Source organism: uncultured Kiloniella sp., from assembly GCF_937128705.1.
In the GTDB taxonomy this organism is placed as follows: domain Bacteria; phylum Pseudomonadota; class Alphaproteobacteria; order Kiloniellales; family Kiloniellaceae; genus Kiloniella.
Map to the genome: position 1 here is coordinate 1 of NZ_CAKZMP010000347.1, position 12,276 is coordinate 12,276.

Below are 12,276 nucleotides of genomic sequence, written 5' to 3' on the forward strand. Positions count from 1 at the left end.
ACGCAGGAACCGTGAACTCATTAATGGATGCCTCAAACTTCTTTAAAATCATTGAGGATCGTCAGGGCCTAAAAATATGCTGTATAGAAGAAGTCGCCTATAACATGGGCTACATATCAAACAGCCAGCTTATAACTCTGGCTGAAAAATTCGACGGAAGTAGCTATGGGAAATACCTAAAACAAAGAGCCAACAGAACCCATACTCCCAATACAAATTATCTATAGGTTAAAAAGCTCAACATACCCGGCACCTTTTATCCATTTCCTGTATTTCATACCCGGCATTCTTTTCCTTCCCATCTCTTTACGATGATATTTCCCTTTTAAAACAACAAAAAACAACATCACAAAAAACTGGCCCGCAGTTTGCATTAATCATCCTGAGTTTTTGTAATTCAAGATAGATTGGACACAAAATGCATTGGCAAGCGGACACCACAACAACACCACTAGACTCTTTAGATACGTCTCCCGGTGAAGTTCTGATGCTTATCAACCAGGCTATTAATGCTTTGGGTGAAGCAAAGGATGCTGTGACCACTCTTGAAATTGAAAAGCGCTTCAATGCAACGATGAAAGCCTCTGCCTTATTGGATGCTATAGAAGAAGAAATGAAGGCAGATATTTCCGAAAATGTTCGCGGTGCTTTTATGCAAACCCATTTGAGTTTAATTGCGAACATTACTCGAACCAACGTCAAAAATGATTTGGAATCTGCTAAAGAGTCCATCTCGCTCATCATGAGCTTCCGGCAAATTTGGGTAACACTTCATCCGTCACTAGAGGAAGAATGTTTTACCTGGCCTCTCTCATCCACCCAAAACCATCGCCGTTCTGGTCTCCACTTGGCTTAATGATTTAGAGATTCAGGGATAGAATGATGAACAACTACAATATAGATATTAACCGAGCTGTTTCCCAACAGTCGACGGCAAAAGGTAAACAGGCACCTAATGCTAGCCAAGTATTTGCAGAATACCTGAACTCTGTCGGCTCATCTGGTAAATCTGCGGCTGTCAATCCCTCCCTGACACGTGATAATTCATTGCTCGGAAATATCTTTAACAAGACACCTTGGCCTGGAGAGCGCGAAATCAGCTTCAGCGCCCCGAAAGAAAAATTCGAAGACAAGGTCCAAGACAGAGCAAAGGCCCATGAAGATACAAAATCATCTGCAGCCGACCACCTCGCAGATGAAGAAGACAATACTGCGCAACATGCGTCAGACGACAATGGGAATACTGCTTCATCCAACCCAAAAGATGAACAACAAGCAGACACGTCTGATATCGATAACAACGATACGATCGTTGAAAACAAAAAATCTGCTTCAAATGACACGACAGCAACAGATAGCAATGATGTCGCAGCTGCTGTTATAGAACCAGCGTCTCAGCAGGCACCCTCTCAGACAGTAGCTAGTTTAAAACAGTCCGCCGCCAACGGAGCTGCGAACCAAGGTACTCCGGCTACTTTAGCCCCCCAACAGAATACAAAACCTGAAAGCACTAACCAAGGGGCAAACAACGCTGGCGTTGCCAATGTTAAAGTCACAGAAGCAGAAGTAACATCAAGGCCAATGAATAGCCTGACCGGCTCTACATCAGTAAGTGCACAAAGCAGTCAGGATGCAAACACCGCCTCGGCAAATGCGAGTGCCCAAGACAAATCAAAAGGCTTGGCCACAGCAACCGCTGCACAAACAGTTAATGGCAAGACAGCAACACCAGGTCAGGTCGCCCAAGCCGTTTTGGCTAACAATCCAGGGCAAAATGGCAATAGCGCTAACGGGCAGTCCCAAAGTAACAACGGGATGATCAAAGCTGATCTTGGCCAAGCGACAAACGCAAAGACACAAGTGCAAACTGGTAATCTGAATTTTGCAGATACACTGGCTTCAGCAAATCGTACTTCCAAGCCAGCACCAACTGCCCCATTACAAAGCACTCTAAGATCAATGAATGTAACACCAGCCGATCAGCTGTCGATACACATTCGCAAGGCGGCCAGTGCCAATAAAGACAGTATCTCAATAAAACTACACCCATCTGAACTAGGGCGCGTAGATGTGAAATTGGAAATTGTCGACGGCAGTACCATGAAAGCCATGATTTCAGCAGAACGTCCGGACACACTGGATATGCTGCAAAGAGATTCTCGGATGCTGGAAAAGGCGCTGCAAGACGCGGGCCTTAAAACAGACGGACAAAGCCTGAGCTTTAACCTTAAACAGGGCGGTAGTGAACAAAATTCTACTCGTAACCAAGGACCCGAATTAGCTGGCACAGAAAACGTTTCTGCGAGTGACGAAGACTTAACTGAAACAGCAGACATTGTGAAGAAATCGTCACATGACGGCGACTTGGACATTAGTATTTAAGGGAATGGCAGGAGAATAAAATGGACACGACAGCAGCACAAGCTCCAGCCCCCGTAAACGGAGTAGCATATCAAGAAACTGGTGGGTCAGGCTCCTTAACCGGTGGCCAGTCACTCAACGATACATTCGACATGTTCTTGAAACTGTTGACCACTCAGCTCAAAAACCAAGATCCATTGGAACCGACAGATAACACCGAATTTGTGAACCAGTTAACACAATTCACCCAAACTGAAGCTGGATTGAACACAAATAAGAAGCTCGACAGCTTAATTGCCCTGCAAAGTAATACTCAACTAACCTCTGCCCTTGATTACGTTGGAAAAGAGGTAAAAGCAGACAGTATTGTTCTCAACCTGAGCGATAGCGGCGCAGACGCGATTTATGGCTTAACGGCGAATGCAGCCACGACTGAGATTAAAATTCTTAATTCTGAGGGCAAGACAGTACGAACCCTTCAAGGTCAAACCTCTGCAGGACAACATACAATTCATTGGGACGGCAAAGATGATAATGGCAACCAGATGGAAAATGGCGTCTATGCCTTCAGTGTTGTCGCAAAAGATTCTGATGAAAAGATAATTCAAACGGCACAAGGCATTCAAGGTACGGTCACAGGCGTTCAGATGAGCAATGGTAGCGTCATCTTGAACATCGGCGAAATTGAAGCACCTCTGGATAGCGTCCAGGCCGTCGTTCAGAAAAGTTCCACCACCGGAGAAAGTTCTTAAGATGAAAATGAGTACTTACGTAGATTTATTTTATCGGACGAAGAGCTTGCTCTGCCTAATTGCACTCTTTACCACTAGGGAGATTGGATCATGAGTATTTATGGCGCCCTTTATTCTGGCGTGTCCGGGCTCTCGGCTCAAAGTAATGCGATGGGCATGATTTCGGACAATATCGCAAACGTTAACACAACTGGCTACAAAGGCGTGACAGCACGTTTTTCAACCTTGGTTGCCCAATCTTCGAGTGAAACGCTCTATGCCCCTGGTGGTGTACGTTCAGCTCCGTTGAGAAACATTGATAAACAAGGCCAATTACAAGGTACGGCATCTGCGACTGATCTGGCCGTTGCTGGTAAAGGTTTCTTTGTCGTCGCCGATAGACCTGGTGGTGTAACAGGAACACAATACCTGTTTACCCGCGCGGGATCGTTCAGGCCAAACGCCGCAGGTGATCTGGTAAATGCCGGTGGATATTACCTGCAAGGGTGGCCGATAACTCCGGGTAGCAGTACGCCGACCAGCGGCAGTACCTTTACAGGGCTTGAAACGATTAACGTTGCAAATCTAAACGGTACAGCACGGGCGACGACAAACCTTGAGCTTGCACTCAATCTACCATCGACAGTTCTACCTACAGAACAGACAAGTGACGTGGCCCTTGAAACGAACCTCAACAGCGCAGCTGTAGCAGGCACACAGCATGATGTGGTCACAACTGTAAACGATCCAACAGGTGTCGCACAATCAGTCACATATCGTTGGACAAAACTAGCTGCTGCAAACCAGTGGAGCTTTGAAGCATTGGCTCCAGCAGGTGGTTCCGTTAATAATGGTGGCCCGACAACAGTTGTATTCGATCCGGCAACAGGTCGCCCGACATCTGGATTCCCACCTCCCGATCCGCTCTACTCTTGGAACAACGGATCATCAAGCACCATTGATGTTGGTAGTTACGGCAACGCTATCACAGAAACGGCGGCTGCTTCAGCATCAACAGCAACACAGTATAACGATCAATATCTGGCGACAGTTCAAGTATATGACGACCTGGGTAATACTCATGATATGCAGTTGGCGTTTACCAAAACAGCTGCAAATGATTGGTCCATGACTGTCTTAAACCCAACATTGAACGGTGCCACCAGCGGCATTGTTGCTAACCTACCACGTACAATTCAATTTTCCGGTGGTGTTCCAAGTTTGATCAACATGCCACCGATTACAATTGATTGGTCCGTAGGTTCAACAGGTGCAACAAACAGTACAATTGCTCTTGATGCAGGTACTGTTGGATCACCGGATGGGATTATCCAGTTTTCTGGCAACTTCATTCTTAACTCTGCTGAACAGGATGGCGTGACCTTTGGTAATTTCCGAGGTGTATCTGTTAATGAAGAAGGGGTTGTAACCGCCCTTTTCGACAACGGCGAACAACTAGATATTGCCCAAATTCCTCTTGGTATGTTCCCAAACCCTAACGGCTTGGAAGGCAGAACGGGGAATGCCTATAGTGCGACAGCAGAATCAGGAAACTTCTTGCTCAACCGTCCGAAGGTGGGTGGCGCAGGACTGATTGCCTCTTCTTCACTAGAAGCTTCCAACGTTGATCTTGCCGAAGAGTTCACAAAAATGATTGTGACCCAACAGGCTTATTCCGCAAGCTCGAAAATCATTACGACAGCGGATGAAATGCTTGATGAGCTCATAAGAATCGCTCGATAAGCAATATTAACGAAAACAAAAAATTATTTTTACAGCCATTCATTTTTGAATGGCTGTTTTTTTGTCCCTAAAAGACTGTTTAAAAAGACAAATTAAATAATATATAAAATTTAAGATAAATTGTCTAAATTATTGATATTAATAGTTTTTCAATAACCTCCCGCTATAAAAGCAACTCTTATTTAAATTGCTGGAGTAGAAACCATGCCGTCTCGCAATTTAGGCCGACGGACGAGTGATGCGGATATAAATGCACATCCTCTTTCTCTTGATGATCTACCGCCACCGGAAACGAAAAGGTGGGTCATACGACGTAAAGCACAAGTTGTTGCCGGTGTTCGAAATGGCGTCATAAGCCTCGACGATGCTTGCAAGCGATATAAGTTATCATTAGAAGAGTTTCTTTCTTGGCAGCGCTTGATTGATAACCATGGATTACGCGGACTGAGAACGACTCATCTTCAAAAATACCGTATAGACACTGAACATAAAGAGGCATCAAAACACTAAAAAAATATGTATTTCTTTCTAATCTCGCATCCAACTTTCACAAAAAAATAACCTTTATTATTGAGCTTATTGTTATTTACACAATAAGCTCTTGACTTATATAGATAAAATTTGATTCAATCCGCTGGGCAATTTTTTCCCACTACTAGGCAATTTTTTCCTTTGTTAACGTCCTATTTACCGAATAGCTATAGGTTAGTGTTAGCAGATTTTAAGTGTCTGTAAGTGAATAGCAATAATTCGGATCGTGCGGTAGTGAATACATTCGTAGATACATTGAAGAACCTTGGGCCTGTTCGCCTTGGCATAATGGCTGGCGTAGCAGCGGCTATTATTGCATTTTTCATATACCTGACCGGACGTGTTGCCACACCGGAAATGGCATTATTATATGCGGATCTCGATACGCAAGATGGTGGACAGATTGTTAGTGAGCTTGAACAACTACAGGTTCCGTACAAACTTTCCCCTGCTGGCGATGCTGTTTATGTACCCAGTAACAAAGTAGGCGCAATGCGTGTCGCTATGGCAGAAAAAGGACTGCCATCCGGCGGTTCAATCGGATACGAGATCTTTGACCAATCCGAAGCCTTGGGAACAACAAGCTTTGTACAGAATATAAATCACTTACGTGCACTAGAAGGTGAACTGTCCCGGACGGTTAAATCTATAAACAGAATTAAACAGGCCCGGGTTCATCTTGTATTACCACAAAGAGAGCTTTTTAGCAGAGACAAACAATCCCCCTCTGCATCAGTTGTCGTGACAACACAGGGCAACAATACTCTGGACCGCCAGCAAATTTTATCTATCCAGCATCTGATTTCTGCGGCTGTACCGGGTATGAAGCCCTTAAACGTATCCATTATTGATGACAAAGGAAACCTTCTGGCCCGCGGCGGAGAAGAAGGTGATCTCAATCAACTGACAAGTACTGCTGACGAACGCCGTGTTGCTTATGAAACGCGATTGATGCGTACTGTAGAAGAATTATTGGAACGGTATGTTGGGCGCGGCAATGCTCAAGTTCAGATTTCAGCAGAAATGGACTTTGACAGAGTAACAGAAAACTCAGAAACGTATGATCCTGATGGTCAGGTTGTCCTGTCTACGCAAACAGTTGAAGAAAGCGCGAATGAAGCTGATAATGCCGGAAATGAAGGCATTACTGTTGGTAACAATCTACCTGATGCCAACCTAGGTCAGCTCGGTGGTGCTTCAGGAAGCCAGAGCAACAGCTCTCGCCTGGAAGAGACAGTCAACTTTGAAAACTCAAAAATCATTAAAACACGTGTTCGCGAAACCGGTGCCGTAAGGCGCCTCTCTGTGGCTGTCATTATCAATGACATCACAGAAGTTAATGAAGAAGGCGTCCGAACCTTTACAAGCCGAAGCGAAGAAGACCTTGCACAGCTTGGCGCAATCGTTAGATCGGCCGTAGGGTTTGATGAAAACCGTGGCGACACCGTTGAAGTTGCCAATTTCCGTTTTGCTGAACTTGATCCCCTACTCCTTCCAGAAGAAGGTGTTCTTGGGATGGATAAAGAAGATATGATGCGTTTTGCTGAACTCTTTATCCTTGGGGTTGTTGCAATTCTAATCCTACTCCTTGTTGTGCGCCCTCTTGTTACACGTGTCATTGATGGTGATTTTGCACCTGTCGGTGATGGTGAAGGTGGTGGCACCATCACTGTTCCCGGTCCAGATGGACGCCCAATGGTTATGGCCGTTCCAGCAGGAGCCCCAGGGGCAACCATGATACCCGGCATGCCCGCACAGATAGGCGCTGATGGAACACCTCTTCTAACCTCAACTGCGGGGGGAGTAGATGAAGCTGGCCTTCCGACCGAGGGAAGTGGGGTTAACAACGAAATCGAACAGATGATCGATATGAACAAGGTAGAGGGGCGTGTCCGCGCCTCATCCCTGAACAAGATTGGGGAAATCGTCGAAAAACATCCTGAAGAAGCTGTCCAGATTATACGCGGATGGCTTTATCAGGAAGGCAAATAACATCTACAAGTCCGAATATGACCACAGGTAAGAGCAACGAGTATGCGTGACGACTATAGAACAATGACCGGCCCAGAGAAGGCAGCCCTTCTTGTGATGGCACTGGGCGAAGCGCAAACAGCTCAACTTTTTGCGCTCATGGAAGATGACGAAATCCGCGAGATTTCACAAATAATGGCGACACTTGGTACTGTGAGTGCCCAGTTGATTGAACGCTTGCTCGTTGAGTTTGCTGACCAGATTTCTACGACAGGCACCATTGTCGGAAGCTATGACAGTACAGAACGTCTGTTGATGAAAGTTCTCGACAAGGACCGTGTTGACACCATCATGGAAGAAATTCGTGGCCCCGCTGGTAGAACAATGTGGGAAAAACTTGCGAATGTTAACGAAAATGTGCTCGCGAATTATCTTAAGAACGAGTACCCACAAACAGTCGCAGTTATTCTATCCAAAGTTAAACCAGAACATGCTTCACGTGTTCTTGGACTTCTTCCAGAACCCTTCGCAATGGAAGTTGTAATGCGTATGCTCCGCATGGAAGCCGTTCAAAAAGACGTTCTGGATGATGTTGAAAGAACACTTCGAAACGAGTTTATGTCTAATCTGGCACGAACCAATAGGCGTGATTCACACGAAATGATGGCTGACATCTTTAACTTCCTTGATCGGAACGTTGAGAGCCGCTTTATGAATGCCTTGGAAGAGCGAAACAAAGATTCAGCAGAACGCATCAAAGCCTTGATGTTTACTTTTGAAGATCTCGGCAACCTCGACCCCGGTGGGGTTCAAACTCTCTTGAGCGCTGCTGAAAAAGACAAACTGGCAATTGCACTCAAAGGTTCCTCTGAAACACTCAGAGAACTCTTCTTTACAAATATGTCTGAGCGTGCGGCCAAAATCATGAAAGAAGATATGCAGGCAATGGGCCCAATTCGTCTTAAGGATGTGGACGAAGCCCAAATGTACATGGTTACCATTGCCAAAGACCTTGCTGAAAAAGGCGAAATCGTTATGGCCGATTCAAAAGGCGAAGACGAGTTGGTGTATTAGGAGCGATAGGTGGTGGCGAATTCTACACAAAAGTTTCTTTTTGATACCTCGTTTGAAGGCCGGGAAGAGCCGAACAAAAACAAATCCCAGAAAAGCTCTGCAAATAATTTTTCAGACTTTATGGGCAACTCCGCACCCCCGCCCCCTGATGTTGAAGAAAATATAGAGCCAGAAGAAGTCCCCTTACCGGAAGGCGCCGTTTCTGCAGAAAATCTGGAATTGGAAAAACAGGCTGCCTATGCCGAGGGTTTTGCCGCCGGGCAAATAGATGCACAAAATCATGCCGATGAGACAGCTAACGCATTAATCGCACAATCGATTAATTTGATAACAGAACAATTACAAGGACTTCAAACAGTTCAACAATCTCAAGTTCAGGAACTTCAAAGTGTTTCGATGGAAGTTGTACTTACAGCGCTCAAGAAACTTTTCCCAAGCTTAGTGAACAATACATCACTGGACGAAATTATTCTTGTTTTCCGAGAATGTCTCGATCGTCTTCCACAAGAACCAAGATTGGTTATTCGTGTTTCAGATACAACACTGGATGACGTACAAGACAAGCTGGAACACGTCGCACAGCAATGTGGTTTTAATGGCAATTTAGTATTTTTGTCAGAGCCCGGTATGATGGCAGGCGATGTTCGGGTGGAATGGGCCGAGGGTGGCGCAGAAAGAACTGCGACAGAGCTTTTACAAGAAATTGAAACAATTATTAGTCGAGCAATTACAAATTTCTCACTGCCCGGAGCTGCCGGGAAAACCAGTGCAACGCCAGCATCAGACAACCCGGCAGTTGCACCAACCGATGAGACAACGCAATGAACGATGATGACACACAAACCCCAGCTGAAGATACTTTTCCTGACATGCCAGAGATGGAAGATGACTCAGCTATGCCAGAACCCGGCGGACGACCGCCAACCAACGCAAAGGAACTGGAAGCCGTCTACGACATTCCGGTACAGGTTTCGGCCATTTTGGGTAAAGCCAATATGCAAGTCAGCCAGCTTCTCAAACTGGGCCGCGGTGCTGTCATTGAACTGGACCGCAAGGTTGGTGAAGCCATTGATATCTATGTAAACAATAGATTAGTCGCACGTGGTGAAGTCGTTGTTGTTGAAAATCGCTTGGGCGTGACAATGACAGAGATCATCAAGATGGACCGCAATTAGGACCATTTGGGATAAGAGCTAAAAATGGCAAATACATCTCAAACGCGCGCTACAGAAGGGACCGAAGTCCCCAGTCGCCCGCAATCCAATGCAACGGTTGATTATGCAACGCTGGGCGGTGTTGCTGGTGCGTTTTTGATCATTATTATCGCAATGATTGTTGGGGGCTCCCCAGGATCATTCTTTAATTTGCCTGCTATTCTGATTGTCATCGGCGGAACATTTTTGGTGACAACGATCTCCTTTACCTTTGATGAGGTAAGCAGATCGCAAAAAACAATGATGCGTGCAGCATTCTACCAAGCTGAAACCCCGAAAAATGCCGCCCTTCAGGTTCTTTTTTTGGCAGACAACGCACGACGAAACAGCATTCTGTCTCTACAAAAACACCTGAAAGACATTCAAAACAGTGTCTTTTTACACCGCGCGACAGAAATGCTTGTAGATGGTATAGCGCCAGAACAACTGGAGGCAGTCCTAGAACAACAGTTAATTGCCACACAAACCCGGCATCAACGTTCTGCTAATATCCTAAGAAGAGCAGGCGAAGTTGCCCCTGCCATGGGCTTGATAGGAACGCTCGTTGGGCTGGTCCAAATGCTTAGTAATCTTGAAGACCCCAGTACAATTGGTCCCAGCATGGCTGTTGCTCTTCTTACGACATTTTATGGGGCCATTTTATCAAACATGGTTTTTCACCCACTTGCTGCCAAGTTGGAACGAATTTCTCAAACTGAAGCGATCGTGAATCAAATCTATACCATTGGTATCTGTTCTGTATGTAAGCAAGAAAATCCAAGACGTTTGGAGATAATGTTGAACACTATTCTCTCTCCGGACCAGAGAGTGAATTATTTTGATTAAGACGGTCATATACGTAACCGTCGACCAGGAGAGTAAGTTATGCGCCTACTAATTGTTGGTTCGCTAGAAGGTCATATGATCACTGCCGGCAAAATCGCCTTTGAAAAAGGTGCAAAAGTGGCAACTGTAGATGACGTTGATCAGGCGATGGCCTCTTTACGCACAGGAAATGGTGCTGATTTGTTGATGGTCGATATCGGTTTGGATATTGATAAACTTTGTAAACACCTGGATGCAGAACGCTTTTCCGTTCCTGTCATTGCCTGTGGCATTGGCACCCAACCGTCAAAAGCTGGCGACGCCATAAGATCCGGCGCAAAAGAATACATTCCGCTTCCTCCCGATGCTGAACTTATTGCAGCAGTCTTGGCCGCGGTGACAGAAGAAACCACGTCACTGATCTACAAAGACCCCGCGACCGCAGCAGTCTTGAAACTGGCTGAACAAATTGCCCCATCAGACGCCTCTGTATTGGTGACAGGTGAAAGCGGTACGGGTAAAGAAGTAATGTCACGGTTCCTGCATACAAAATCCAAACGGGCAAAAAAGAACTTCATCTCGGTTAACTGTGCAGCTATTCCAGAAAACCTTTTGGAATCAGAACTTTTTGGACACGAAAAAGGGGCTTTTACAGGTGCGATCTCTCGACGTATCGGGAAGTTCGAAGAAGCAAACGGGGGAACCCTTTTGCTCGACGAAATTTCAGAAATGCACCCTCGCCTACAAGCAAAATTATTAAGGGCCGTGCAGGAACGTGAAATTGATCGTGTCGGGGGCAACCAACCTATTAAGGTTGATATCCGTTTGCTCGCGACCTCGAACAGAGACTTGGAAGAAGAAGTCAAAAAAGGGAACTTCAGAGAAGATCTTTATTTCCGCCTTAACGTCGTAACAATCGAAATGCCCTCCCTCCGGGATCGTCCTTTGGATATAGAAATTCTAGCTGATCATTTTCTCGGAAAGTACGCTGAATCAAACGGTGTCCCTAAGCCTGCCATCACACCAGAAGCGATGACACAGCTTTTGCAGCATCACTGGCGCGGGAACGTTCGGGAACTGGAAAACACAATGCACAGAGCTGTGCTGTTATCTCGCGATAATCTTGTCAGCCCCGAAGCCATAATGTTGACCGGGTCCAGCTTTGCACCAGCTGCAGCGGCCAGAACTGCTGTTTCACAAGCACCAGCGAGTACAGCAGCGGCAAATGCCTATGGCGGGGCGCGAACACCAACCCAACCGGCATCGCCAAATGTCGGCTCGTCAGAAGCACCGACTGACGAAAAACTTGTCGGTAGAACCGTCGCAGATGTTGAGAAAGATTTAATTCTGAACACCTTGGAGCATTGTTTGGGCAACCGAACCCATGCAGCCAATATTCTGGGTATTTCCATTAGAACCCTTCGCAACAAGCTAAAAATTTATAGCGAAGATGGTACTGAAATCACTAGTCCAGGCAATATCAGTGAACACTTAAGCCCGTCGGTTTGAGTCACATAAACAGTATCAGAGTACAGTATGTCTGACAGTAGCCCACAACAAGATGGCAAAAAGCTAGGCCTGCCAGCTTCCGTTTCTTCAGCTATTGAAGCAATGAAGCGTGGTGATATCGCCTTGGCCCTTGGTGTTATCGCAATTCTGATTGTTCTGATTTTGCCGATGCCGAGTTGGTTGCTGGATATTTCTCTGGCGCTTTCTATAACACTTTCAGTTCTGATCCTTATGACCGCCCTTTTCATTCAAGGGCCACTGGAATTTGGTTCATTCCCAACCGTGTTGCTTATTGCCACAATGCTACGGTTATCACTCAACCTGGCATCAACAAGATT

Annotated in this window: 12 protein-coding genes and 1 pseudogene; all 13 read left to right on the forward strand. The window is 45.8% G+C overall.

Going from position 1 to position 12,276, the window contains the following annotated elements; all coding sequences use genetic code 11:
* Positions 1–227 (forward strand): annotated as a pseudogene (locus Q0241_RS17535) (hypothetical protein); the annotation flags it as partial.
* A gap of 191 nt (positions 228–418) precedes the next feature.
* Entirely contained in the window at positions 419–856 is a 438-nt protein-coding gene (locus Q0241_RS17540) for a flagellar protein FliS (protein WP_299380020.1), read from the forward strand.
* A 26-nt stretch (positions 857–882) separates the two neighbouring features.
* Positions 883–2,382, forward strand: a complete 1,500-nt coding sequence (locus Q0241_RS17545; protein ID WP_299380023.1) for a flagellar hook-length control protein FliK — start codon at positions 883–885, stop codon at positions 2,380–2,382.
* A gap of 20 nt (positions 2,383–2,402) precedes the next feature.
* On the forward strand, positions 2,403–3,113 hold the full coding sequence (locus Q0241_RS17550; RefSeq protein ID WP_299380025.1) for a flagellar hook assembly protein FlgD: 711 nt from the start codon (positions 2,403–2,405) through the stop codon (positions 3,111–3,113).
* 90 nt (positions 3,114–3,203) lie between these two features.
* On the forward strand, positions 3,204–4,835 hold the full coding sequence (locus Q0241_RS17555) for a flagellar hook protein FlgE (protein WP_299380027.1): 1,632 nt from the start codon (positions 3,204–3,206) through the stop codon (positions 4,833–4,835).
* A 204-nt stretch (positions 4,836–5,039) separates the two neighbouring features.
* Entirely contained in the window at positions 5,040–5,345 is a 306-nt protein-coding gene (locus tag Q0241_RS17560; protein WP_299380030.1) for a DUF1153 domain-containing protein, read from the forward strand.
* Between the two features lie 255 nt (positions 5,346–5,600).
* Positions 5,601–7,358: a flagellar basal-body MS-ring/collar protein FliF gene (fliF, locus tag Q0241_RS17565; protein WP_299380032.1), complete on the forward strand. Its 1,758-nt coding sequence runs from the start codon at positions 5,601–5,603 to the stop codon at positions 7,356–7,358.
* Positions 7,359–7,400: 42 nt separating this feature from the next.
* On the forward strand, positions 7,401–8,411 hold the full coding sequence (gene fliG / locus Q0241_RS17570; protein ID WP_299380034.1) for a flagellar motor switch protein FliG: 1,011 nt from the start codon (positions 7,401–7,403) through the stop codon (positions 8,409–8,411).
* A 12-nt stretch (positions 8,412–8,423) separates the two neighbouring features.
* A complete protein-coding gene (locus Q0241_RS17575; RefSeq protein WP_299380037.1) occupies positions 8,424–9,236 on the forward strand; it encodes a FliH/SctL family protein in 813 nt (270 codons plus the stop codon).
* Between the two features lie 53 nt (positions 9,237–9,289).
* Positions 9,290–9,586, forward strand: a complete 297-nt coding sequence (fliN, locus tag Q0241_RS17580; protein ID WP_299380048.1) for a flagellar motor switch protein FliN — start codon at positions 9,290–9,292, stop codon at positions 9,584–9,586.
* 24 nt (positions 9,587–9,610) lie between these two features.
* Positions 9,611–10,450, forward strand: a complete 840-nt coding sequence (locus Q0241_RS17585; protein WP_299380039.1) for a MotA/TolQ/ExbB proton channel family protein — start codon at positions 9,611–9,613, stop codon at positions 10,448–10,450.
* 39 nt (positions 10,451–10,489) lie between these two features.
* Complete coding sequence (locus Q0241_RS17590) at positions 10,490–11,938, forward strand: sigma-54 dependent transcriptional regulator (protein ID WP_299380042.1); 1,449 nt, start codon at positions 10,490–10,492, stop codon at positions 11,936–11,938.
* Positions 11,939–11,965: 27 nt separating this feature from the next.
* On the forward strand, positions 11,966–12,276 hold a 311-nt coding region (locus Q0241_RS17595; protein WP_299380045.1), incomplete at its 3' end, for an FHIPEP family type III secretion protein.

What these genes read in the sequence shown, in the direction of transcription:
- Q0241_RS17555 (WP_299380027.1), top strand. Translation starts at nt 3,204, where the DNA reads ATGAGTATTTATGGCGCCCTTTATTCTGGCGTGTCCGGGCTCTCGGCT.
- Q0241_RS17550 (WP_299380025.1), top strand. Translation starts at nt 2,403, where the DNA reads ATGGACACGACAGCAGCACAAGCTCCAGCCCCCGTAAACGGAGTAGCA.
- fliN (WP_299380048.1), top strand. Translation starts at nt 9,290, where the DNA reads ATGGAAGATGACTCAGCTATGCCAGAACCCGGCGGACGACCGCCAACC.
- Q0241_RS17560 (WP_299380030.1), top strand. Translation starts at nt 5,040, where the DNA reads ATGCCGTCTCGCAATTTAGGCCGACGGACGAGTGATGCGGATATAAAT.
- fliG (WP_299380034.1), top strand. Translation starts at nt 7,401, where the DNA reads ATGCGTGACGACTATAGAACAATGACCGGCCCAGAGAAGGCAGCCCTT.
- Q0241_RS17585 (WP_299380039.1), top strand. Translation starts at nt 9,611, where the DNA reads ATGGCAAATACATCTCAAACGCGCGCTACAGAAGGGACCGAAGTCCCC.
- Q0241_RS17590 (WP_299380042.1), top strand. Translation starts at nt 10,490, where the DNA reads ATGCGCCTACTAATTGTTGGTTCGCTAGAAGGTCATATGATCACTGCC.
- Q0241_RS17545 (WP_299380023.1), top strand. Translation starts at nt 883, where the DNA reads ATGAACAACTACAATATAGATATTAACCGAGCTGTTTCCCAACAGTCG.
- Q0241_RS17540 (WP_299380020.1), top strand. Translation starts at nt 419, where the DNA reads ATGCATTGGCAAGCGGACACCACAACAACACCACTAGACTCTTTAGAT.